Here is a 23,334-nt window from a genome sequence, read left to right on the forward strand (position 1 = left end):
CTACGACGGGAAGTGTTCGCCCTTCAGTGCCCTGCCCCTCGCGCCTGGATCAATGCCCGATAATGCCCTGGGTTGCAGCCGAACCACTTGCGAAATGCCTTATAGAACGAGCTGCTGTCGGCGAACCCCAAACGCTCGGCAAGCTCGCCCATGGCCACGTCTTCCTGGCTGAGCCAGGCGATCGCCAGCTCCCGTCGTACGCTGTCCTTCAAGCCCTGGTAGTTCTGCCCCTCTTCTGCCAGGCGCCGCCGCAGGGTCGATGGCGACAGGCACAGCTGCCGGGCCAGGCGGTCAGCATCGGGCCATTGCTCAGGGGCCAGGCGCAGCAGGTCGGTGCGGATACGCCGCCCGAGGCTGGCCGGGTCACGGTATTTGACCAGGATATTGCCCGGCGCTTCGGCCAGAAAACGCTGCAGTTCCTCTTCACTGCGCCGCAGGGGCAAGTCGAGGCATTGCGAAGCGATGATCATGCGTGTGCGTGGACGCTCAAAATGCAGGTTTTCCGAAAACATGACCCGGTAGTCGTCGCAAAAGGGTGGTTCGGTACAACGCAGATCAATGCTCAGAATCGGGATACGCCGCCCGGCCAGCCAGCAGGTCACGCCATGCACGATCATCCAGAACGTGAAATAGGTGAACGCGCGGCGCGGTTCGTCACGCGGCTCATTGATGACAATTTCGGCCAGGCCTTGCTGGCGCACCAGGCTGGGCTGCATGTCTTGAAGCATCAGCGACAGAAATGCCAGCGAGGTGTCCAGGCCTGCACCCAGGGTTGGTTGGCCCATGCTGGCACGGCACATGAATGCCAGGCTGCCACTGCGCAGACCGCGCGGGTCCATCGCGAAAAATTCGTCGTTGCAGCGCCGGGCCAGCAAGCGCCACAGGCGGGCATAGGACTCGGCACTGACCCTTGCCTCTGGCAGGTGCAATTGTTCAACGGCGATGCCCGCCCTGGCCAGCAAGCCGCTGTCAGGCTCACCGGCAGGGCAGGTCTGCAACAGCGCTTCGCGCACCAGCTGCATGGAAATGGTGTCTTTGTCGCTCATCGACGGTCCTGTCGGCTGATTGCCGGCCATATTAGGGTCTGTATGAAAAGCCTTGAGACGAAGGTCAGGCAAGGCGAAAACAGCCGAGGAAGCGGAGTTTACGGGTTGTAAATGAGCATTCCGAGGCTGTTTTCAACGCAGCATCACCGAGTATCAAGGCTTTTCATACAGAGCCTAGGGTGCCCCGCAGCAAACAGCCATCATAGCCCCGCTGCCAGGCTCAGGAATGCCTGAATCAGGCGCAGTTCGCGACGGCGCTCCAGGCAGCCGATCACGTGTTGGTTGACAAGGCCCTCGCCGGCCAAGGGTCGTGCCACCACACGGGGATCATTGGCCACTTCAGTGGAAGAAACAACGCCAATACCCAGCTGCGAGGCCACTGCCTCGGTTACCGCCTCCCGGCTGTCCAGCTCCAGCAATACACGCGGTTGCACGCCCGCCTTGATGCAGGCCTTGTCGAAGGTGCGCCGGGTGGTGGAGCTGGGTTCGCGCAGCACCATGATCTGCTGGTGCAGCTCGGCCAACGGCAAGTCCTCCCGCTCGCTGGCCCAGGCGTGCCCCACGGGTAACAACGCACACAGGCGCGACTCACAGAGATTTTGCAGGTGCAGCCCTTTGCGCGGCTCGATTTCGGTCAGCACTGCCACGTCGGCATGCTCGCCGAGCAGCGCAGCCAACGTCTCCTGTGCATTGCCCAGACGCAAGTTGACGGTGACGCCAGGGTACCGCTCACGCAGCAGCGCCAGCATCGGCATGACCCGGTGCGGACCGTCGGCGGCTACCTCCAGGCGCCCGGTCAGCAACTGGCGGTTGGCCTCGAGCATGGCCTGCGCTTCTTCAGCCAGGCCGAACATGGCGCGCGTGATGGCCGCCAGGCGCGTGCCCTCCTCGGTCAGCTCCACGCGCCGTGCAGTACGCCGCAACAAGGTGATCTGGTAGTGCTCCTCCAGGGCCTTGACGTGCCCGGTCACCGCCGGCTGGCTGATGAACAGGCGCTCGGCAGCACGGGTAAAGCTGCCCTCACGGGCCACGGCGTCGAAGGCGCGTAGCTGAAACAGGTTCATATTTATCGGCCTGACTTATAGCTGGGATAACAACAAACAATTTGATTGATGACAGTGCGAATTGCAACCTAGGCCCCGTAGTTTCAGCCCACCGCTTGTGAGGAATAACGGAATGAGCAACGCCCCTATTCTGCTGACCCCAGGTCCCCTGACCACATCAATCCGCACCCGCCAAGCCATGCTGGTGGACTGGGGCTCCTGGGACCGTGACTTCAACCAATTGACTGCCAGCGTCTGCGAACAACTGCTGGCCATCATCGACGGCGCCAGCAGCCACCACTGCGTGCCCCTGCAAGGCAGCGGCACCTTCGCCGTGGAAGCGGCCATCGGCACCTTGGTGCCACGCGATGGCAAGGTTCTGGTACTGATCAACGGCGCGTACGGCCAGCGCCTGGCGAAGATCTGCAAAGTGCTGGGTCGCACCTACAGCACCTTCGAAACGGCCGAAGACCAGCCGACCACCGCCGCCGACGTCGACCGACTGCTGGCCGAAGACTCGGCCATCACCCATGTGGCGCTGATCCACTGTGAAACCAGCACCGGCATCCTGAACCCGCTGCCCGAAATCGCCCAGGTGATCAAACACCATGGCAAGCGCCTGATCATCGATGCCATGAGCTCGTTCGGTGCGCTGCCGATCGATGCCCGCGAAATCCCCTTCGAAGCGCTGATCGCGGCCTCCGGAAAGTGCCTGGAAGGCGTACCCGGCATGGGCTTCGTCTTCGCCGAAAAAAACGCCCTGGCGGCCGCCGAAGGCAATGCCCACTCGCTGGCCATGGACCTGCACGACCAGCACGCCTACATGGCCAAGACCGGGCAATGGCGCTTTACCCCGCCTACCCACGTGGTCGCAGCCCTGCACGAAGCACTGCAGCAATACAACGAGGAAGGTGGCCTTCCGGCCCGCCACCAGCGCTACGCAGACAACTGCAAGACGCTGCTCGACGGCATGGCAGCCATCGGCCTGCGCAGTTTCCTGCCTGCCGAGATCCAGGCGCCAATCATCGTCACCTTCCACGCCCCCACCGATGCCCGCTACCAGTTCAAGGACTTCTACGAGCGGGTCAAGGCCAAGGGTTTCATTCTCTACCCGGGCAAGTTGACCCAGGTCGAAACCTTCCGCGTCGGCTGCATCGGCGTGGTCGGGGCGGACGGCATGCAGGCCGCCGTGAATGCCGTGGCCGAGGTGCTGCGGGAAATGGAAGTGCTGGACATCTGACGCTTTGCCCACCCGAATTCAGGAGTTAGCGCACATGAACTACAACAACCCCACCCAACTGCAAGCCGCCATCCTCGACTGGGCTGGCACCGTGGTCGATTTCGGCTCATTCGCCCCCACCCAGATCTTTGTCGAGGCCTTTGCCGAGTTCGACGTGCAGGTGTCCATCGAAGAAGCCCGAGGCCCGATGGGCATGGGCAAATGGGACCATATCCGCACCCTGTGCGACGTACCGGAAATTGCCGAGCGCTACCGCAAGGTGTTCGGCCGTACCCCGACCGATGATGACGTCACCGCCATCTACAACCGCTTCATGCCGCTGCAGATCGAGAAGATCGCCGTGCACTCGGCACTGATCCCCGGTGCGCTGGACACCCTCACCGGTCTACGCCAGGACGGCCTGAAGATCGGCTCGTGCTCGGGTTACCCGAAAGTGGTGATGGACAAGGTGGTGGAACTGGCGGCGCAGAACGGCTACGTAGCCGACCATGTCGTGGCCACCGACGAAACCCCGAACGGCCGACCATGGCCGGCCCAGGCCTTGGCCAACGTGATTGCGCTGGGGATTGACGATGTAGCGGCCTGCGTGAAGGTGGACGACACCGTGCCAGGCATTCTTGAAGGCCGCCGTGCCGGCATGTGGACCGTGGCGCTGGTCTGCTCGGGTAATGCCTTGGGCCTGACCTGGGAAGGCTTCCGGGCGTTGAGTGCCGAGAAACTGGAAAGCGAGCGCCAGCGCATCCATGCACTGTTTGCCGGCTCCCGCCCGCACTACCTGATCGACACCATCAACGACCTGCCCGAAGTGATTGCCGATATCAACCGGCGCCTGGCCAAGGGCGAGATGCCGCAAGCCTTCTGACCCTTGCGTTTTCGCAGTGGTAGCGGCCCTTGCGCGACACAAGGCCGCGCCTACGGCGGCCTGCGCCCAATCACCGACCTGTGTCCACCCTCGATCCGGTGTAGGCGCGGGTTTACCCGCGAATACGCTAGCGGCGGCAACGGTGAACGGCGGGTGGAGATTGGCCAGCAGGCCCGGCCCTTTCGCGGGTGAACCCGCTCCTACACGCGGCCTGCGCCCAACCACCGACCTGTGTCCACCCCCGATCCGGTGTAGGAGCGGGTTTACCCGCGAATACGGTGGCGGCGGCAACGGTGAACGGCGGGTGGTAATTGGCCAGCAGGCCCGGCCCTTTCGCGGGTGAACCCGCTCCTACACGCGGCCTGCGCCCAACCACCGACCTGTGTCCACCCCCGATCCGGCGTAGGAGCGGGTTTACCCGCGAATACGCTAGCGGCGGCAACGGTGAACGGCGGGTGGTAATTGGCCAGCAGGCCCGGCCCTTTCGCGGGTAAACCCGCTCCTACACGCGGCCTGCGCCCAACCACCGACCTGTGTCCACCCCCGATCCGGCGTAGGCGCGGGTTTACCCGCGAATACGCTAGCGGCGGCAACGGTGAACGGCGGGTGGAGATTGGCCAGCAGGCCCGGCCCTTTCGCGGGTAAACCCGCTCCTACGGCCGACAAACCTGAGCTAGAACGTTATTGTGGCAATTGCACCCGCGGTTTGGTCGCGGCAAAGATCGCCCAGCTGGAGACGAACAGCGCCGCGATCAACGGACCGATCACGAAGCCGTTTAGGCCGAACACCGCCAGCCCGCCAAGGGTCGACACCAGGATCAGGTAGTCCGGCATGCGCGTATCCTTGCCCACCAGGATTGGCCGCAACACATTATCCACCAGGCCGATCACCAGCACCCCGAACGCGGTAAGCACCACCCCTGGCAGTATCGCCCCGGTCAGCAGGAAATACGCCGCCACCGGCGCCCAGATAATGCCCGCGCCCACCGCCGGCAGCAGCGACAGAAACGCCATCAGCACCGCCCACACCAACGCACTCGGGATATCCAGCACCCAGAAAATAAAGCCTCCCAACGCACCTTGGGTAATGGCCACCAGCACGTTGCCCTTCACCGTCGCCCGTACCACACGATTGAACTTCAACTGCAAACGACGCTTCTGGTGCTCGGGCAGCGGGACGGCCATCCGCACCCGGCGCGCGACTTCCGGACCATCGCGCAGGAAAAAGAACAGCAGGTACATCATGATGCCAAAACTGATCAGGAACTCGAATGTGCCCTGCCCAAAGCTGAACGCCTGGCTGGCCAATACCTGGCTACCCTGGGTTGCCCACTTGGCGATCTTGTCACGCAACCCGTCGAGGTTACCCATGCCCATGTTGTCCAGGCCACGCTGGGCGAATGCCGGGAGCATGTCCTTGCCGCGCTCGACGTAACCGGCGATGTCCAGTTGCCCGCTTTCGATGCGCTGGTACAGCGTGGCGCCCTCTTGAACCAGCAGCGCGCTGGTGATGATCACCGGCAGGATCGCCACAAGCAGGCACACCAGCGTAGACGTGGCCGCGGCAAGGTTACGCCGCCGACCGCAGCGGATCAGCAAGTGACGCTGCAGCGGGGCGAACAAAATGCCGAGAATCACCGCCCAGAAGATTGCGCCGTAATACGGCAGAAGAATCCAGAAGAAGGCAATGGTCACCAACGCCAAGAGTACTGCCAGGGCTTTGTTCTGTAGCGCGGTTTCGTTCATCGCAGTTCCTCAAATGGCTTATGAGTGATTAGTGCACCGCACCTGGACAAAAGTGCCGTGCTCACTTGACGCAAATCAATACGCGCCTTGTCCATCGCCCCTAGCATCCCGGCCTTTTTGCCCCGGTGCGCACATGAACCCTACTGCCAAGCCCGAACTGCTGGCCCCCGCCGGCACCCTCAAGACCATGCGCTACGCGTTTGCCTACGGCGCCGATGCGGTCTACGCCGGCCAGCCGCGTTACAGCTTGCGGGTGCGCAACAACGCGTTCGATCACGCCAACCTGGCGCTGGGGATCGAGGAGGCGCACGCCTTGGGCAAGCGCTTCTACGTGGTGGTCAACATCGCCCCGCACAATGCCAAGCTCAAAACCTTCCTCAAGGACCTGGCACCCGTGATCGAGATGGCGCCGGACGCGCTGATCATGTCCGACCCCGGGCTGATCATGCTGGTGCGCCAGCACTTCCCACAGATGCCGGTGCACCTGTCGGTGCAGGCCAACACCGTCAACTGGGCCAGCGTGCAGTTCTGGCAGCAACTTGGCCTGAGCCGGGTGATCCTGTCGCGGGAGCTGTCGCTGGACGAAATCGAGGAAATCCGCCTGCAGGTGCCGGGCATGGAACTGGAAGTGTTCGTGCACGGCGCCCTGTGCATGGCCTATTCCGGCCGTTGCCTGCTGTCGGGCTACCTCAACAAGCGTGACGCCAACCAGGGTAGCTGCACCAATGCCTGCCGTTGGAAGTACGACGCCACGCCGGCCACCGAGAACGCCACCGGTGACATCGTGCGCCAAGTGCAGCCCACCCTGGGCCTGGGTGCGCCCACCGACCAAGTGTTCCTGCTGCAGGAAAGCAACCGCCCCGGCACTGAAATGCCGGCGTTCGAGGATGAGCACGGCACCTACATCATGAACGCCAAGGACCTGCGCGCCATTCAGCACGTCGAGCGCCTGGCCTTGATGGGCGTGCATTCGCTGAAGATCGAAGGCCGCACCAAATCGCACTTCTACTGCGCCCGCGCGGTACAGTCGTATCGCCAGGCGATCGACGACGCGGTGGCCGGGCGACCATTCGACCGCGCCCTGATGGGCAACCTCGAATCCCTGGCGCAACGCGGTTACACCGAAGGTTTCCTGCGCCGCCACGTGCACGACGAGTACCAGAACTACCAGCGCGGCAACTCGGTGTCCGAGCGCCAACAATTCGTTGGCGAGCTGACCGGCGTGCGCGTCGACGGCCTGGCCGAGGTCAAGGTGAAGAACCGCTTCGCCGTGGGCGACCATCTGGAGCTGATGACCCCGCGCGGTAACTACCACTTCGACCTGCACCGCCTGTGCAACCGCCAGCAGCACGCCATCGAGGTAGCACCGGGCGATGGCCACGTGGTGTATCTGCCGATCCCGGAACAGGTTGCCCTCGACTACGGCCTGCTGATGCGCGACCTCCGCATCGACGAAGCAGCAAGCTGACAACACTGTAATGTGCACCTCAGCTACCTGACAGCCGGCGGCAGCGAACATCGTGGCGCTTCTGCATGAGGCCACGCCATGTTGCGCAACCCCTCGCGCCGTACGTTTGCCAAAGGCCTGGGCGCCGCCAGCACGCAGGCGAGCGGCAGCAGACCGCGCTGCGCCTGGAAGCCGCTTACGCTATGCTGCTGACCAACCGCTGGATACTGGAGCCGACCCTGGAGGCCAACCTCTACGGGCGCAACGACGCCGGGCGCGAGCAAGGCGCGGGGTTGGCCGACAGCGAGGTGGGCCTGCGCCTGCGCGACGAGATCACGCACGGCTTCGCCCCTACGTCGGGCTCAGTTTCAACCGCCTGCGCGGCTCACGTGCCAACCAGGCCCTGGAAGACGGCGAAGAGCTGGGCCAGACCCGCCTTGTCGCCGGTATCCGCCTGCGTTTTTAAAGGAGTGCTTCACCATGCTGCGCAAACATCTGCTGACCCTGAGCCTGCTGGCCGTCACCGGCCTGGCCCAGGCCGCCGAGACCATCGACGTCTACCGCGACCCCAACTGCGGCTGCTGCAAGGCCTGGATCAGCCACCTGCGTGACAACGGTTTTACCGTCAACGACCACGTCGAGCCAAACATGAGCGCCGTCAAGCAACGCCTCGGTGTGGCGCCACGCCTAGCGTCTTGCCACACCGGGGTGATCGACGGCAAGTTCGTCGAAGGCCACGTGCCGGCCGAGCAGGTGCGCCTGCTGGCCAAGCGCAACGACCTCAAGGGCCTGGCGGTGCCGGGCATGCCCATGGGCTCGCCCGGCATGGAGATGGGTGACCACAAGGATGCCTACCAGGTCATCGGGGTGACCCAGGATGGCCAGGACACCGTGGTCGCCAACTACTGATGCTCAGCCTGGGGGCGCTGTTTCTCAGCGCCTTTGGTGCCGCCACCCTGCTGCCGCTGCAATCAGAGGCCGTGCTGGTCGGTCTGTTGCTGCGCCAGCCCGAGGCATGGGCGATCCTGCTGCTGGTAGCCACCCTGGGCAACGTGCTCGGCTCGGTGGTCAACTGGCTGCTGGGCCGGGCCATCGAGCACCTGCGCGACAAACGCTGGTTCCCTTTCAGCGCTGCCCAGCTGGCGCGTGCGCAGCAGCGCTACCAACGCTGGGGGCAATGGTCGCTGCTGCTCAGCTGGATGCCGGTGATCGGTGACCCGCTTACGCTGATCGCCGGGATCATGCGTGAGCCGTTCTGGCGCTTCCTGTTGCTGGTGACCCTGGCCAAGGCTGGCCGCTATGCAGTGCTTGCCATGATCACCCTGGGCTGGTTTCACGCCTGGTAACACCTTTCAGGTTTCGCGTGGTCCACTGCCTGTTACAGTCGCCCCATTCAACCTGGCCCTACACGGAGTTCCCCCATGCTGCGCGCAACCGCCCTCGCCCTGGCCTGCCTTGCCAGCAGTTCGGCCATCGCTGCCGAGTCGCCTACCTACGGCCCCCAGCTTGAAGGCTTCAGCTACCCGCACCCCCTCAAGCATTTCGACTTCAAGTCCCAGGGCCAGGCCCTGCAGATGGGCTACATGGACGTGCCCGCCCAGGGCCAGGCCAACGGCCACAACGTGGTGCTGATGCACGGCAAGAACTTCTGCGCCGCCACCTGGGAAACCACCATCGACGCCTTGAGCAAGGCCGGCTACCGGGTCATCGCGCCCGACCAGGTCGGCTTCTGTACGTCAAGCAAACCGGCGCATTACCAGTACAGCTTTCAGCAACTGGCCGACAATACCCATGCCCTGCTCGAACAGCTGGGTGTGAAACAAACCATTGTGCTCGGCCACTCCACCGGCGGCATGCTGGCCACCCGCTATGCGCTGATGTACCCCCAGCAGGTGGAACGCCTGGCAATGGTCAACCCAATCGGCCTGGAAGACTGGAAAGCGCTGGGGGTGCCCTACCGCACCGTGGACCAGTGGTATGCCCGCGAACTCAAGCTGGATGCCGAAGGCGTACGTGCATATGAACGCAAGACCTATTACGCCGGGCGCTGGAAGCCTGAGTACGAACGCTGGGTGCAGATGCTGGTGGGCTTGAACAAAGGGCCGGGGCATGAAGCGGTGGCGTGGAACTCGGCGCTGATCTACGACATGATCTTCACCCAGCCGGTGTACCACGAGTTCAAGCACCTGCAGATGCCGACCCTGCTGCTGATCGGCGACCAGGACACCACGGCCATCGGCAGCGATATCGCGCCGCCGGAGGTAAAGGCCAAGCTGGGCAACTATGCAGAGCTGGGGCCGCAGGTGGCCAAGCTGATACCCAAAGGTGAGCTGATCACGTTCGAAGGCATGGGGCACGCGCCGCAAATCGAGGAACCGGTGCGGTTCAATCGCACCCTGGTCGAATGGCTGGGCAAGTGAGCCAATGATTGGCCCCTGTGGGAGCAGCAGGCTTTGGGATTTTGCGCACGCCCGCTGCTGCCACAGGGTTCCTTTACACGTTCCAGACCTGCGCTTCCGTCCAGCCCAGCTCGGCAAAGTCGCCCGCCCGCAACTCAGCCTCTTCTTCGCAGAAAAACTCATCCAGCTGTGGTGGCCTGACCGCTGTATCACTGAGCATTGCGTGCACCTGCCCACGGTGATGCACCTGATGTTCGAACAGATGCGCCAGCAACCGCAGCCGCTGCTCGCGCTGCACCCGATCGGGCCGCACGACGCTCACATAGCGGCCTAGGTCGCCATCACTCAGCCCCCGGCAGTAGGCGATCAAACGGTGGTCAGCCTGGGCCTGCTCGGCATGCAGATCGGTGCAGGTGGCAAACGGCTGCTCCGGGTCGAAAAAGCGTTCGCCGTCGGCATCGGGCTGCTCGCCGCGCTGCTCGCACTCGAGCATATGCAGGTAAAACCAGTCCACCGTCAGCAAGTGGTTGAGGGTGGCCTTGATCGACGGGAAGAAGCTGCAACGCGGGGCGACGAACTCGTCCTGGGTCAGTTGCAGGCAGGCCTTGTACAGGCGGTGGTTGGCCCAGCCATTGTTATAGGCCTGGGTCAGCAGATGATGCGATAGCGGCTGCATGGTCGGCTCCTTTTCAGGCGAAGCGTTGCAGTTGCATCTCCCGTAGCCGGCTGAGGGTGCGCTGGTACGGGAACGCCAGATACCCTTGAGTGTAGAGGGCATCGAGCGGCACCTGTGCCTCCAGGTACAACGCCACCCGACGGTCATAGCATTCGTCGACCAGGGCAATGAAGCGGCGAACCGCATCGTCCTTGGGCGACAGCGCCGGCAGTTCACGGTCACCCGCCACGACCCTCGCCGCGCCATCTTCGGTGCCTCGGGCAATACGCCCCGCCCGCTGTTCCCCGCCCAGCGCCGGAATGCCGGAGACCAGAATCGAGGGAAAACGGTCGCACAAGGCCATGAACTCCATGGCCGCCAAGGGTTGATCGCACAGATCCGTGAAACGACACCAGATAGCCTGCTCACTGCGCCGCACGACGTGAATGTGCCTTGAGCCAATAATCAAGGGCTGATCCGTGCCGGCGTCTTTGGGGCTGAGCTGGCGAAACACCTCGGCCAACGGGCTGGTCTGCCCTGCCTCGGCTACCCAATAGCGCTGCCGCGCTTCACCGGGGTGCAGGCGGTGATCCTGCTCGCCCGCTACCGGCAGGACCTGCATGTGACGACCAATGGCGGCGATGGCCGGCAGGAACCGCTCGCGGTTGAAACCATCGCGGTAGAGCTGCTCGGGTGGCTGGTTGGAAGTGGCAACAATCACCACGCCCTGATCGAACAATACCTGGAACAGGCGGCCGAGGATGATCGCATCACCGATGTCGTTGACGAACAGTTCATCAAAGCACAGCACACGGATTTGCCGCGCCAGCTCCGCCGCCAGGGCCAATAGCGGGTCGGCGGTGCCGTTGAGCTGAAACAGGCGTTGATGCACCCAGGCCATGAAGTGATGAAAGTGCTGGCGCCGGCTCGGCATGCGCAGACACTGGTGGAACTGGTCCATCAGCCAGGTCTTGCCGCGCCCGACCGGGCCCCAGAGGTAGAGGCCCTGGGTGGGGCGACCCTGCTCGAGGGACTGGAAGCAGGCTTGCAAGGCCTCGACGACGCGGGCCTGGGCGGGGTCAGCGACGTAGCCCCGAGTGCTCAGGGCGTGCTGGTAGAGGGTTTGGGGGTCGAGGGCCATGGCCGCATTCTACCCGACTGTCACCCTCGGTGCAGGCGCGCGTCAGTCGGCCAGGCCGACCTTGAGTAGCGCGCCGTCCTTGTCATCGGTCAGTACATACAGGTAACCATCTGGCCCCACCCGCACATCACGGATACGCGCCTTCAGGTCACCGAGCAACCGCTCTTCGTGCACCACCTTGTCGCCCTCCAGTTGCAAGCGGATCAATTCCTGCGTGGCCAGCGCCCCTATGAACAGATTGTGGTCCCAGGCCTTGAACGTTGGGCTGTCGTAGAACGCCATACCGCTGACACCCGGGGACTTTTCCCATACATGGTGCGGGTCGACCATGCCGTCCACATGCTCGCCCTTGGCCTCGGGGATGGGCAGCAGCGAATAGTTGATGCCGTGGGTCGCAATCGGCCAACCATAGTTCTTGCCAGGCTTTGGAATGTTGATTTCATCCCCGCCGCGCGGGCCGTGTTCGTGGGCCCACAGCTGGCCGGTCCAGGGGTTGAGCGCGGCGCCTTGCTGATTACGGTGGCCGTACGACCAGATCTCCGGGCGCACGTTGTCCTTGCCGACGAAGGGGTTGTCTTTGGGCACTTCGCCGTCCGGCAGAATACGCACGACCTTGCCTTGCAACTTGTCCAGGTCCTGAGCAGTGGGGCGTTGGTTGTTCTCGCCCAGGGCGATGAACAGGTAGCCGTTGCGGTCGAACACCAGCCGCGAGCCGAAGTGGTTACCCACCGACAGCTTGGGCAGCTGGCGGAAGATCACGGTGAAATGCTCCAGCCGGGCGCGGTCCTCGGACAGCTGCCCGCGGCCGACCGCAGTACCGGCCTTGCCGTCACTGCCCTCCTCGGCGTAGGACAGGTAGACGGTGCGGTCCTTGCCGAACTCCGGTGACAGCGCCACATCCAGCAAGCCGCCCTGGCCTTCGGCCCAGACCTTGGGTACACCGCTGATCGGCGGGCCGACCTTGCCTTCGGCATTGACCAGCCGCAGGTTGCCGGCGCGCTCGGTCACCAGCATGTCCTTGCCACCGGGCAGGAAGGCCAGGGCCCAGGGGTTGCGCAGGCCATCGGCAAGCGTGTCGACGATCAAGGTGCCTTCTTCGCTGGGGAACCGCTGTTCGGCCGCCGCATGCGCCCACAGTGGCAGCAGCGCGGCGGCGGTCAGGGTGGCTAGCCAGGGTGCTCGAAGCATGCCGGATTCCTTTCAAGTGGGCTTAAGGCGCACGAGGGTTGTCGCGCGGTGGCCGGGTGGGTTCCAGGTTCGGGGTTTGCTGCTGACGGCGCAGGTTGTCGCCATTGCCGATGCCGCGGTTGTCCAGGGTGGGTGGGCGCTGGTACGGGTCGGTGGACGGGCCACGTACCGGAGGCGTAGCTGGCATGCTGCCTTGACGACTGTTGGGGTTGGCCCGCTGGATCGGGCTGTTGTAAGGGTTGCTGTTGCCTGCAGCATGTTGCACGGGCTGCTGCGCAGCTGCGTGCGCGGGCAGGCACAGCGCCAGGCTGAGGGCCAGGATGGGCAATGTCGGGGTCATGCTTCACCTCCTGTACGAAAATGCCGCGCCTGGTGGGTTTGATAGCCTAAGGCGCGAGGGGTTCGCGGCAAAAGTGTGAATGCGGGTGGAGTTGATTCCTGATGTTTCAGTATGGGCCGCGGAGGGCTGCTTCGCCCTCCAATGGCCGCAACCTTCTACTGGCCGTTATCCACCTTATGCCGCGCCGCATACAGGCACAGCATCTCCATGGCCAGGGTTGCCCCGGCCAATGCAGTGATATCGGCATGGTCATAGGCTGGCGCCACTTCCACCAAGTCCATGCCTACCAGGTTGATGCCACGCAGCCCACCCAGAATCTCCAGCGCCTGCACCGTGCTCAGCCCGCCACACACCGGCGTTCCGGTACCGGGCGCGTAGGCCGGGTCGAGGCAGTCGATGTCGAAGGTCAGGTACACCGGCCGCTCGCCCACCCGCTGGCGAATCGCTGCAATCACCGCCTCTGTGCCCTGGCGGTGCACCTGCCTGGCGTCGAGAATGGCAAAGCCCTGGCTGTCGTCATTGGTCGTGCGCAGGCCAATCTGCACCGAGTGGGCCGGGTCAACCAGGCCTTCGCGGGCGGCATGCCAGAACATGGTGCCGTGGTCGATGCGCTTACCCGCCTCGTCCGGCCAGGTGTCACTGTGCGCATCGAAATGGATCAGCGCCAGCGGGCCATGGCGGCGGGCGTGAGCCTTGAGCAGCGGGTAGCTGATGAAGTGGTCGCCACCAAGGGTCAGCATGGCGCAACCCGCCTGCAGAATGTGCTCGGCATGGGCCTCGATGCTGTCCGGTACCGACTGCGGCGTGCCGCTGTCGAAGGGGCAGTCGCCATAGTCGATGACCGCCAGGTGGTCGAACGGGTCGAACGCCCACGGCCAGTGGCGGGCCCAGGCCTGCTGGACCGAGGCAGCACGGATCGCCCGCGGGCCGAAGCGCGCGCCGGGGCGGTTACTGGTGGCCGTGTCGAACGGCACACCGCTGACCACCACATCCACACCGCGCAAGTCGCGGCTGTAGCGGCGGCGGGAAAAACTGACAACACCGGCGTAGGTGCTTTCTGCGGCGGTACCATACAGGCTATCGCGGGTCATGGCCTGGTCATTGCTTGCGGCTTGGTCCACGGTCGGGCTCCTTGATTGTCATGGGCTACTGCCGGCTGCGGAAGGCGGTCCACAGACGGTTGCGTTGTCGCAGGTCGGCCAAGGCCATGCTGCGGTCGGCATACAGGCGCTGACGCACCTCGGCCGACGGATAGATATCCGGGTCGTTGCGCACCGCTTCGTCCACCAGCGGCGTGGCAGCCTGGTTGGCATTGGCGAAGAACAGCGTGTTGGTCAGCGCTGCCACCGACTCTGGCTTGAGCATGAAGGCGATGAACGCCCGTGCGGCCTCGGGGTGCGGGGCGTCCTTGGGGATGACCAGGTTGTCCTGCCATACCAGCGTGCCTTCGCGGGGGATGCGGTAGATCACCTCGAACGGCTTGCCGGCACGACGGGCCTGGTCGGAGGCCATCGCGGCATCACCGTTGTAGGTCAGCGCCAGGCACACGCTGCCATTGGCCAGGTCGTTGATCTGCCGGCCGTTGGCAACGTAGCTGACCGACGGCTGCAACTGGCTGAGCAGGTTCTGCGCGGCAGCCAGGTCATCCTTGCTCTGGCTGTAAGGGTCCTTGCCCAGGTAATTGAGGGCTACGCCGATCACCTCCTGGGGCGAGTCAGGCAAAGCGATGCCGCAACCCTTCAGGCGGGTGGCGTACTCGGGCTTGAACAACAGGTCGAGGCTGTCCAGCGGTACATCGCCAAGGCGCTGGCGTACTGCCTCCACATTTACCCCCAGGCCCAGCGTGCCCCAGGTGTACGGCACAGCATGGCGGTTGCCGGGGTCAACCTCGGCCAGTTTGCCCAGCAGGTCCTTGTCGAGGTTGCCATAGCCAGGCATGGCCTGAGCGTTCAGCGGTTGCAGGGCATTGGCCTTGAGCGCTCGGGCCAGCACGGTGGATGACGGCACCACCACGTCGTAGCCGCTACCACCGGTCAACAGCTTGGTTTCCAGCACCTCGGGGGTGTCAAAGGTGTCGTAACGCACCTTGTAGCCCGTTTCCTGTTCGAAGCGCTGCAAGGTTTGCGGGGCGACGTAATCGGCCCAGCTGTAAAGATTGACGACCTTTTCTTCGGCCTGCAGCGGCAGGGCCAGAACCAGAGACAAAAGGCACAACGATCGACGCATGGCGGACACCTCGGTAAATGGGTGGATGCCGCGAGCATGCCAGCCGGGTTACATTGCACAAATGGCAAGTTTGCAAAGCTGACATTCATCAGGAGCAATGCAATGCTCGGACAAGTGCACGACCCCGACCTGCACCTGCTGCGGCTGTTCGTCACTGTAGTCGAGGCAGGTGGCTTCAGCGCCGCTCAAGGCGTGCTGGGCCTGAGCCAGCCCACCATCAGCCAGCGCATGGCGCAACTGGAGGCACGCTTGGGTTACCGCCTGTGCAGCCGCGGCAAGGGTGGTTTTCGCCTGACGGAAAAAGGTGAATTGCTATTGGAGGCGGCGCGTGGGCTGCTGCTGAACATCGAGCAGTTTCGCCAGCAGGCCAACGGCGTTGCCGGGCGGCTGCTGGGAACTGTGCGCATAGGCATGGCGGAAAATCAGGACAAGGCGGTGAGCCTGAAACTGGCGGCGGCCATTGCGGCATTTCGCAGGCGAGAAGAATCGGTGCAACTGGAGCTTGTCAGTGCACCGCCGGCGGAGCTGGAACGGCTGTTGCTGGAGCAGCGGCTGGACTATGCCATCAGCTACTTTTCCGGCAACCAGGCGGCCTTTGATTACCAGCCCTTGTTCGCGGAGCGCCAGCGGCTGTATTGCGGCAAGGGGCATGTGCTGTATGGCGAGACGGATGTTGGGCTTGAGCGGTTGCTGGACATGGACCAGGTGCGCCATCCGTACCGTTTTCTCAAAGGGGGCGAGCCATTCCAGAGCAGACGCAGCACGGCAGTGGCGGAGCAGATCGAAAGCGTGCTGACGTTCATTCTGTCTGGGCGGCATATTGGCTACTTGCCATGCCACTGTGCACAGGCCTGGGAGGCCGAGGGGCGGTTATGGGCGCTGGACCCTGAGCTTGATTTTGGGGTGCCGTTCACCCTGGCCCGGCACCGGGCACAGGGGGTTGGAGAGGCAGCCCATGTATTTGCGCAGGATTTGCTGGCGGCGTTTGCCTGAACCGGCCCCTTCGCGGGTTTACCCGCGAAGGGGCCGGGCCTGCTGGCCAATTTACACCCGCCGTTCACCGTTGCCGCCGCTACCGTATTCGCGGGTAAACCCGCTCCTACATCGGATCGGTGGTGGACACCTGTCGGTGGCTGGGCACAGGCACCGTCGTGTAGGAGCGGGTTCACCCGCGAAAGGGCCGGTTCAGGCAACCACAATCAGTAAGCCATGCTCCAGGTCAGGGTGTAGGTCCGCCCGCGCCCCTGGTAGTCATACAGATACGCCGGCCCGTAGGTCGGCGAATAGAACAACGTCGCACGCTGTCCCCATACCGTGCTGTACTGTTTGTCCAGCACGTTCTGGATACCGGCACTGACGGTGCCGAAACCGGTGTCTTGGCTGCCCAGCAGGTCAAAGGTGGTGTAACCGTCAATCTCGTGATCGGCATCGTCCTTCAGGCTGAAGGCATGGTTGGCCTGCAACCGTACACTGCGGCCATCGCCCTTCCAGCCGACAAATGCGGTGGCCTTGGACAACGAGGCATAACGGGCATCGCGCTTGATCCAGCCGCCATCCTCGGCCTCTTCCTCGGAGCGTGTCATGTGCAATGTGCCGCCAGTTTCCCAGCCGGTCTGGAAGTGCCGGGTCAGTGCACCTTCAAAGCCAAAGTCGCGGCTTTTCTGCTCTTCCACGTCGATGGTCAGCGTTTGCGAATCGACGTTGATGATCTTGTCCGACCAGATGTAGTACAGCGCTGCCTGTGCATCCCAATCCAGGTCGGCATAGCGCCAGCCCACTTCCACCTGGCGGCTCTTGATACCGGCCAACGGGTTATCGGCCACGCTCAGGCCCGGCTTGCCGTAGTACTTGGCCGGGTCAGGCAGGTCGAAGCCTTCGCCATAGTTGCTCCACACCTGGTGGCCGTTCTTGAAGTCGTAGATGGCACCGACGTTGAACAGGTTGACCTGATAGTCGTTACTGCCGCCCGGCACGCCCTTGAAGTCGCTGACATCCACGTCCATCTGCTGGCGCCGGGCGCCACCGGACAACGTCAGGTTGTCGGTGGCATGCCAGTCCAGCTGGGCATACACCGACACACCATCCACCCGGTAGCTGGGGTAGCGTGCGGCCTTGCTGTCTTTTTCCAGCTCCAGGCCACCCGACTCGGACGAGGTCTGGGCGTTGAAGGTGGTTTGCTCGGCATTGAAGCGCTCGCGGTCCAGGTCGACGCCGTAGGTCAGCTTCAGCGTATCCCACTGTTTGGCAAACAGGCCCTTGAGGCTGGTAACTTCGAAGTTTTGCTGCGAGGCGGCAAAGTACACCCCGCGCGAGCCGGTGGGCGTGGCACGGTTGTAGTACGGGAACGGGTAGAAGTTGTCGTCTTCCTTGCGGTACGAGGCCTGCAGGTAGAAGTCCTGGCCCAGCACGTCGGTGTGGTGGTAATTGGCGTTGAGCAGCAAGCGCCGCGTACGCGGCTCCAGGTCCGATGAATAACCGCTGCGCAGCTCGGCGTCTTCCAGGTCGGATGGCGCGTTGTAGTTCAGGTTGGGGAAGTAGATACCCGTGCTGCCGTGGTTGCCCGAGTCGTAGTACTGGGCCAACAGGTCGAGGCTCTGCTGGTCGTTCAGCTGCAGGCCCAAGGTACCGAGTACGTCGATGGTGCGGTTGTACTGCAGGTCGGTCTGGGTGTTGTCGATGAAGATCTGGTCGCCAGCACCATCGTAGAAGGCTTCGTTCTGCTCACCGGAAACGCCCAACCGGGCATTGACCCGTTCGTTGCCGCCGCTGACCGACTGGGCGAAGCGGGTGGCCAGGTCGTCGCTGTTGTTGAAACCGCTGCTGGCCCCCAACTGGGTCTCGAAGCGCGCCGGGCCAGGCTCGCCCTTTTTGGTCACGATGTTGATGATGCCGCCAGTGGCGCCACCGCCGTAGATGGCGCTGGCGCCAGACAGCACTTCGACGCGCTCGACGTTGAACGGCGAAATGCTGTCGAACTGGCGCGACAGGCCGCGGGAGCTGTTCTGGCTGACCCCGTCGATCATCACCAGCACGTTGCGCCCACGCATGTTCTGGCCGTAATTGGTGCGCCCTTCCGGCGCCAGGTCAAGGCCCGGTACCAGCTTGCCGATGGCTTCCTTCAGGCTGACGCCGCTGTCGATCTGCTCGCGCAATTGCTGTTGGTCGACCACCCAGACGGTCCCAGGGATTTCGCTGATGGCGGTGCTGGTGCGCGAGGCTACGCTGACTTCGATCGGCTTGAGGTTGACCGCCTGCGGCGCGGCCTCGGCCTTGCGCAGGGTGACGGTGCGAGCCTCGCTGAACTGCCAGCTCATGCCGCTGCCGGCCAACAACTGCTGCAGGGCCTGCTCGACACTGTAGTTGCCCTGCAACGCCGGGCTGACCTGGCCGGCGACATCGCCTGTGGTGTACAGCAGGTGCAGGCCGGCTTGGTCGGCGAAGGTGGTCAGCGCCTGGTCCAGCGGCTGGGCTGGCAGGTCGAGCTGGACCTGGCGAGCTTGCATCTGGGTCTGTTCGGCAGTCGTCGCGGCCCCTGCGTGCAGGGGGCCGAGCAACAGGGCCATGGCACTGCAAGACATCAAGGCATGGTGAAAAGGACCGCGACGGCGGTGCAAGGGCTTGAGCATCAGAGGCACGAATGAGCTTCCTGACAAGTCGTAAATGAGAATGGGTTGCTGATCAGTCTCACTACGACGATCTGGCTTGCAGGAACTTGCAGTGGCAAATGGAAAATATTTTTGTTTCTGTCCGGCCTCTTCGCGGGCAAGCCCGCTCCTACAACGACTGCGCCCGCCTGAAGATTGTGCGATCTGTGCAGGAACGGGCTTGCCGCTAAGAGGCCGGCACAGGCTGATCAATGCACCACGGCCAACCACGGCAGGTAGGTCACCTTCAGGCCATACCGCTGCTCCAACGTCCGCAACAGGGCCTCAGGTTCATCCAGGTCAAACACCCCGCTCACTTCCATCGCAGCCAGCTTGCTGTCGGACAACACAATGCGCCCATGCCGGTATCGCTCAAGCTCCGTCAGCACCTGCCCCAGCGGCTTGCCGTTGAAGATCAGCTTGCCACGCTGCCAGGCCATCTGCGTGCCGGCATCGGCCGCCACCGCCAGTTCATGTTCACCCACCTTGGCTTCACCGCGTGCCAACACGACGTGCCCATCGCGGTGCACGCTGAAGGTGGCGGCATTGCCCTGCACCCGCGCACCGGCCGTTTCGACCACGAACGGACGTGAATCATCGGCGGTCTCGAACAGCGCCTCACCCGCATCGAGTACCACACGCCGCTCATGCTCGCTGAACGCCACGCTCAAGGCACTGGCGCTGTTCAGCGTGACCCGTGTGCCATCTGCCAGGGTAATGACCTGCCGCTCGCCCACGGCGGTGTGGTAATCGGCCAGCAGCATCGGGGCTTGCTGCCAACCCGCCACGGCGGCGACCAGCAACACCACCGATGCCGCCACACCCGCCTGCTTCAGCCGGCCGCGGCAATGGCGCAAGGCCTGGCCGATATACTTTGCCACCATGCTCTCGGAAACCCCCAGGCGTTGAGCGACCTGCTTCTGGGTCAGGCCCTCGACACGGTTGAGCAACAGCGCCTGGCGGGCATTGTCGGGCAACTGCAACAGGGCCTGGTCAAGAATCTGCAAGCGCTCGCGGGCCAGCAACGCCGCCTCGGGTGCCGGCGCCGGACAGGCCACCTCACAGGCTCCGTCGCTGTCGTCGTGGCTGGCGGCGATGCGTTGCTCACGGCGCAAGGCGTCAATCGCCAGGTTGCCGGCCACACGGAAGATGAAACTGCGCGCGTGCACCACCGGCACCGCCTGCTCGTCGATGTTCACCAGCTTCAGGTAGGTTTCCTGCGCCACATCGGCCGCGCGCTGACGGTCGCTCATGCGCCGCGTCAGAAACTGCAGCAGGTCGTCGTAGTGCTCCTGGAAGCTTGCCAGCAGGCCCGACATGGGTGAAGTCAGCATGATTGGGGAACAGCCAGTAAGAGAGGTTATCGGGCGTTAATGAGAAACAGTATCTTTCATATGAACCGATACTTTCAACGTCGACGCGCATTTGCCACACTGCCAGCTCCACTCCGGCAAGGTCACAGCCCATGACTGCCCGTCTGTACCGCTACACCCGCCTGTTCCTGGTCCTGCTGTTGGCCTGTGGCCTGGCGGCCTGTGCGCTGTTCCAGCCACGCGACCCGGTGAACATCAGCGTGATCGGCATCGAACCACTGCCCGGGCAGGAGCTGGAACTGCGCATGGCGGTGAAAATGCGGGTGCAAAACCCCAATGAGGCACCGATCGATTACAACGGCATCGCCTTGAACCTGGAAGTGAACGGCCAGCCGCTGGCCGCTGGTGTCAGTGACCAGCAGGGGCACATTGGCCGCTACGACGAAGCAGTGATCGTGGTGCCGGTAAGCATCACGGCGTTTTCCTTCCTGCGCCAGGCCTATGGGCTGGGCAAGGTAGATTCGCTGCAGGGTCTACCCTACAAGCTGCGCGGCAAACTGGCCGGCGGGCCGCTGGGGACCGTGCGTTTTACCGATGAAGGCAAGCTGGACCTGCCCAAGGGCACCTACTGACAAGCGCCGGGCGGGTGTGCTCAGCGGTTAGCGCTGGCTGCGGCCATCAGCTTGTTGACTTCGCTGCGCACCATGCTGGCGTATTCAGGCGGCGTCATGCCGTCCAGTTCGGCGCGCACCCACTCGGCCCATTTGCCCTTGCGCCGTGGCTTTTCGGCAATCAGCCGGGCGGCTTCGCCCTTGGCTTTGCCCAGGTTGTTCTGCCACATCTCGAACAACCGGGCCTTCTCTGCCTCGATCTGCGCCCGTTCCTCGAAGCTCATGTTGGCCAGATTGAAACTCATGAAGGTACCTGCAGGTTTGAAAATGGCCGCTATCTTACACCCAGGCACAGCATCACCGGAAAGTCGCCGCAACTTTCCCGACGTGGCGGCATCCATTGTTCACATCACCCCCATTGACGAGGACGAGTTCATGGCCCGGAAAAACGCCACGCTGGCGGACAGCGATCAGATCAAGGACCAGGTATTCAGCGAACTGCAATCGCTGATAGAAGAATCGGAAAAACTGCTGAACGACAGTGCCGCACTGGTCGGCGAAGAAGCAGAGACGTTGCGCGCCCAGGTGAGCCTGAAGCTGCGCCAGGCACGCCAGGCGGCGAGCAACGTGCGCAGCAAGGCGCAACCGGTGGTGGACGCCACTCAGGACTACATCGGCGGCCACCCCTGGCAGACCGTGGCCATTTCCGCCGGCCTCGGGTTGGCGGTAGGCCTGCTACTGGGTCGGCGCAGTTAAGGCCTGCGCCGCCTGGTGCACATCAGGCGGCCAAAGCCTGCGGGATGCCGCTGTGGAAGCGCAGTTCCTGGTCTGGTGACTGGATCAGCTCCATTTCCGCCGCGCGTACCAGCTCGACGCGGCGAGCGATGTCCGCTTCATCACCGTAGTTGTGCGCCAGTTTCAGGTAGCCCTGGTAGTGGCGCGCTTCGCTTTTCAGCAGCCCATGGTAGAAGCGGCCCAGCTCTTCATCCAGATGTGGCACCAGCGCGGCAAAACGTTCGCAACTGCGCGCCTCGATGAACGCCCCCACCACCAGTGTATCCACCAGCTTGACCGGCTCGTGGGCGCGCACCAGTCGGCGCAACCCCGACGCGTAACGCCCCGCCGACACCGGGCGCAACGGCACCCCGCGACGCTTCATGAGGCGTAACACCTGTTCGTGATGCACCAGCTCCTCGCGGGCCAGGCGCGACATCATGTTGATCAGATCAAGGTGAGTGTTGTACTTGGCGATCAGGCTCAAGGCCGTGCTGGCGGCCTTGAACTCGCAGTTCTTGTGGTCGATCAGCAGGGTTTCCTGGTCGGCGAGCGCCGCTTCGATCCAGGCGTCTGGCGTCGGGCAGCCAAGAAAGGCGTCGATTTCGGGGATCAGGGACATAAGCGTGCAACCACACAGAACAGGCAGGGCCGGCGATTATACCGGCGGCGGCTGGCGATGCCAGTGACTATGCTTGATGTACATCAAGCACTGGCGGGGGAAGCGCCGACTATAGTCAGGCATTGGTCGCCATCATCGAAGGGAGTTAACGCCCATGCAAGCCGTCCGCAGCATCCTCGTCGTCCTCGACCCCGCGCACGCCCACAGCCGGGCGCTTACGCGCGCCAAGCTGATTGCAGGCGTCACGGGCGCACGCCTGCACTTGCTGATGTGTGACAAGCGGCATGATCACAGTGCGCTGCTCAGCCTGCTGAGCAGCCAGTTGCATGATGACGGCTACGCCAATGTCACCCATGAAGAGGGCTGGCGCGACAGCCTGCACGACACCATCATCCATGTACAGCAGGCCGAAGGCTGCGAACTGGTGATCAAGGAACACCGCCCGGACAACCCGCTGAAAAAGGCCCTGCTCACCCCCAGCGACTGGAAGCTGCTGCGCCAATGCCCGGGTACCGTGCTGATGGTCAAGAGCGAACGGCCGTGGACCGGGGGCAAGATTTTGGCGGCGGTGGACGTGGGTAACCAGGACGAAGACCACCGCCGCCTGCATGCCAGCATCATCGACCACGGCTTCGAGATTGCCAAACTGGCCAAGGGAGAACTGCATGTCATCAGCGCCCACCCGTCGCCGATGCTGTCAGCGTCGGACCCGGCCTACCAGCTGAGCGATACGATCGAAAAACGCTACCGTGAAGCATGCAAGGCGTTCCAGGCCGAATACGGCATCAGCGATGAGTGCCTGCACGTGGCCGAAGGGCCAGCGGATGTGTTGATTCCACATACCGAAAAGAAGCTCGATGCAGTGGTGACCGTGATAGGCACGGTGTGCCGCACGGGGATTTCCGGGGCGTTGATTGGCAATACCTCGGAAGTGGTCTTGGATGCGCTGGAGGGCGATGTGCTGGTGCTCAAGAGCGAAGAAGCCATCGCCCACCTGGCGGAGTTGGCCCGCGGCTAAGTAGGCAATATGCAGGCCC

At 63.5% G+C, this 23,334-nt stretch carries 23 protein-coding genes and 1 pseudogene; 11 read left to right on the forward strand and 13 right to left on the reverse strand.

Translation table 11 applies throughout. The features are described 5' to 3' along the window. Positions 1 to 23: 23 nt before the first annotated feature. Complete coding sequence (locus REH59_RS19350; protein WP_014859321.1) at positions 24 to 1,046, reverse strand: AraC family transcriptional regulator; 1,023 nt, start codon at positions 1,044 to 1,046, stop codon at positions 24 to 26. Positions 1,047 to 1,246: 200 nt separating this feature from the next. Continuing rightward, positions 1,247 to 2,110, reverse strand: coding sequence for a LysR substrate-binding domain-containing protein (locus REH59_RS19355; RefSeq protein WP_003250081.1), 864 nt, complete (start codon positions 2,108 to 2,110; stop codon positions 1,247 to 1,249). 112 nt (positions 2,111 to 2,222) lie between these two features. On the opposite strand from REH59_RS19355, the gene REH59_RS19360 reads away from it, so the two are divergent. Then, complete coding sequence (locus REH59_RS19360; protein WP_012053112.1) at positions 2,223 to 3,329, forward strand: 2-aminoethylphosphonate--pyruvate transaminase; 1,107 nt, start codon at positions 2,223 to 2,225, stop codon at positions 3,327 to 3,329. 34 nt (positions 3,330 to 3,363) lie between these two features. Further along, entirely contained in the window at positions 3,364 to 4,191 is an 828-nt protein-coding gene (gene phnX, locus REH59_RS19365) for a phosphonoacetaldehyde hydrolase (RefSeq protein WP_003250077.1), read from the forward strand. A gap of 681 nt (positions 4,192 to 4,872) precedes the next feature. On the opposite strand, the gene REH59_RS19370 is transcribed toward phnX, so the two are convergent. Beyond that, positions 4,873 to 5,937 (reverse strand): AI-2E family transporter, encoded by a 1,065-nt coding sequence (locus tag REH59_RS19370; protein WP_004576775.1) that lies wholly within the window; start codon positions 5,935 to 5,937, stop codon positions 4,873 to 4,875. A 133-nt stretch (positions 5,938 to 6,070) separates the two neighbouring features. Here REH59_RS19370 and yegQ point away from each other — a divergent pair, with 133 nt between their 5' ends. The 5 genes and pseudogenes from yegQ (at position 6,071) to REH59_RS19395 (ending at position 9,804) form a co-directional block, all read left to right on the forward strand. Further along, positions 6,071 to 7,405: a tRNA 5-hydroxyuridine modification protein YegQ gene (gene yegQ, locus REH59_RS19375; protein WP_014861519.1), complete on the forward strand. Its 1,335-nt coding sequence runs from the start codon at positions 6,071 to 6,073 to the stop codon at positions 7,403 to 7,405. A gap of 131 nt (positions 7,406 to 7,536) precedes the next feature. After that, positions 7,537 to 7,850: pseudogene (locus REH59_RS19380) on the forward strand (copper resistance protein B); the annotation flags it as partial. Positions 7,851 to 7,864: 14 nt separating this feature from the next. Continuing rightward, on the forward strand, positions 7,865 to 8,293 hold the full coding sequence (locus REH59_RS19385; protein WP_003248913.1) for a DUF411 domain-containing protein: 429 nt from the start codon (positions 7,865 to 7,867) through the stop codon (positions 8,291 to 8,293). Further along, on the forward strand, positions 8,293 to 8,730 hold the full coding sequence (locus REH59_RS19390; RefSeq protein ID WP_003248912.1) for a YqaA family protein: 438 nt from the start codon (positions 8,293 to 8,295) through the stop codon (positions 8,728 to 8,730). Before REH59_RS19385 ends, REH59_RS19390 begins: the two co-directional genes overlap by 1 nt. Before the next feature lie 75 nt (positions 8,731 to 8,805). Continuing rightward, positions 8,806 to 9,804: an alpha/beta fold hydrolase gene (locus REH59_RS19395; RefSeq protein WP_012053114.1), complete on the forward strand. Its 999-nt coding sequence runs from the start codon at positions 8,806 to 8,808 to the stop codon at positions 9,802 to 9,804. A gap of 73 nt (positions 9,805 to 9,877) precedes the next feature. Here the strand turns inward: REH59_RS19395 and REH59_RS19400 are convergent, their stop codons facing one another. The 6 genes from REH59_RS19400 to REH59_RS19425 all read right to left on the reverse strand — a co-directional run bounded on the left by REH59_RS19400 (position 9,878) and on the right by REH59_RS19425 (position 15,333). Further along, entirely contained in the window at positions 9,878 to 10,459 is a 582-nt protein-coding gene (locus tag REH59_RS19400) for a DinB family protein (RefSeq protein WP_004576772.1), read from the reverse strand. A gap of 13 nt (positions 10,460 to 10,472) precedes the next feature. After that, positions 10,473 to 11,579, reverse strand: coding sequence for a cell division protein ZapE (gene zapE, locus REH59_RS19405; protein ID WP_014861518.1), 1,107 nt, complete (start codon positions 11,577 to 11,579; stop codon positions 10,473 to 10,475). 42 nt (positions 11,580 to 11,621) lie between these two features. Beyond that, the gene (locus REH59_RS19410) at positions 11,622 to 12,767 is read right to left on the reverse strand and encodes a PQQ-dependent sugar dehydrogenase (protein ID WP_014861517.1); all 1,146 of its coding nucleotides are present in this window, start codon (positions 12,765 to 12,767) and stop codon (positions 11,622 to 11,624) included. Between the two features lie 22 nt (positions 12,768 to 12,789). Continuing rightward, entirely contained in the window at positions 12,790 to 13,107 is a 318-nt protein-coding gene (locus REH59_RS19415) for a hypothetical protein (RefSeq protein WP_014861516.1), read from the reverse strand. A gap of 155 nt (positions 13,108 to 13,262) precedes the next feature. Continuing rightward, positions 13,263 to 14,228 carry an agmatinase gene (gene speB, locus REH59_RS19420; protein ID WP_004576768.1) on the reverse strand — a complete coding sequence of 322 codons (966 nt, stop codon included), beginning with the start codon at positions 14,226 to 14,228 and terminating at the stop codon, positions 13,263 to 13,265. Positions 14,229 to 14,253: 25 nt separating this feature from the next. After that, positions 14,254 to 15,333 (reverse strand): extracellular solute-binding protein, encoded by a 1,080-nt coding sequence (locus tag REH59_RS19425; RefSeq protein ID WP_014861515.1) that lies wholly within the window; start codon positions 15,331 to 15,333, stop codon positions 14,254 to 14,256. Positions 15,334 to 15,435: 102 nt separating this feature from the next. On the opposite strand from REH59_RS19425, the gene REH59_RS19430 reads away from it, so the two are divergent. Then, on the forward strand, positions 15,436 to 16,326 hold the full coding sequence (locus REH59_RS19430) for a LysR family transcriptional regulator (RefSeq protein ID WP_014861514.1): 891 nt from the start codon (positions 15,436 to 15,438) through the stop codon (positions 16,324 to 16,326). Between the two features lie 206 nt (positions 16,327 to 16,532). Here REH59_RS19430 and REH59_RS19435 read toward each other — a convergent pair whose 3' ends face one another. Beyond that, on the reverse strand, positions 16,533 to 18,959 hold the full coding sequence (locus REH59_RS19435) for a TonB-dependent receptor (RefSeq protein WP_019752084.1): 2,427 nt from the start codon (positions 18,957 to 18,959) through the stop codon (positions 16,533 to 16,535). Between the two features lie 227 nt (positions 18,960 to 19,186). After that, positions 19,187 to 20,311, reverse strand: coding sequence for a sigma-70 family RNA polymerase sigma factor (locus REH59_RS19440; RefSeq protein WP_014859685.1), 1,125 nt, complete (start codon positions 20,309 to 20,311; stop codon positions 19,187 to 19,189). A gap of 131 nt (positions 20,312 to 20,442) precedes the next feature. Between REH59_RS19440 and REH59_RS19445 the strand changes: the two genes are divergently transcribed. Next, positions 20,443 to 20,922 (forward strand): LEA type 2 family protein, encoded by a 480-nt coding sequence (locus REH59_RS19445; protein WP_014859684.1) that lies wholly within the window; start codon positions 20,443 to 20,445, stop codon positions 20,920 to 20,922. Positions 20,923 to 20,942: 20 nt separating this feature from the next. Here the strand turns inward: REH59_RS19445 and REH59_RS19450 are convergent, their stop codons facing one another. After that, a complete protein-coding gene (locus REH59_RS19450; protein WP_003248880.1) occupies positions 20,943 to 21,206 on the reverse strand; it encodes a hypothetical protein in 264 nt (87 codons plus the stop codon). Positions 21,207 to 21,336: 130 nt separating this feature from the next. On the opposite strand from REH59_RS19450, the gene REH59_RS19455 reads away from it, so the two are divergent. Continuing rightward, complete coding sequence (locus tag REH59_RS19455; RefSeq protein WP_003248878.1) at positions 21,337 to 21,657, forward strand: DUF883 family protein; 321 nt, start codon at positions 21,337 to 21,339, stop codon at positions 21,655 to 21,657. Between the two features lie 22 nt (positions 21,658 to 21,679). Here the strand turns inward: REH59_RS19455 and REH59_RS19460 are convergent, their stop codons facing one another. Next, positions 21,680 to 22,297: a tRNA-(ms[2]io[6]A)-hydroxylase gene (locus REH59_RS19460; protein WP_003248869.1), complete on the reverse strand. Its 618-nt coding sequence runs from the start codon at positions 22,295 to 22,297 to the stop codon at positions 21,680 to 21,682. Between the two features lie 154 nt (positions 22,298 to 22,451). On the opposite strand from REH59_RS19460, the gene REH59_RS19465 reads away from it, so the two are divergent. Continuing rightward, positions 22,452 to 23,315: a universal stress protein gene (locus REH59_RS19465; protein ID WP_004576762.1), complete on the forward strand. Its 864-nt coding sequence runs from the start codon at positions 22,452 to 22,454 to the stop codon at positions 23,313 to 23,315. The last annotated feature ends 19 nt before the right edge of the window (positions 23,316 to 23,334 follow it).

Origin of the sequence: Pseudomonas sp. BO3-4, from assembly GCF_034044115.1 — a bacterium.
Taxonomy (GTDB): domain Bacteria; phylum Pseudomonadota; class Gammaproteobacteria; order Pseudomonadales; family Pseudomonadaceae; genus Aquipseudomonas; species Aquipseudomonas alloputida.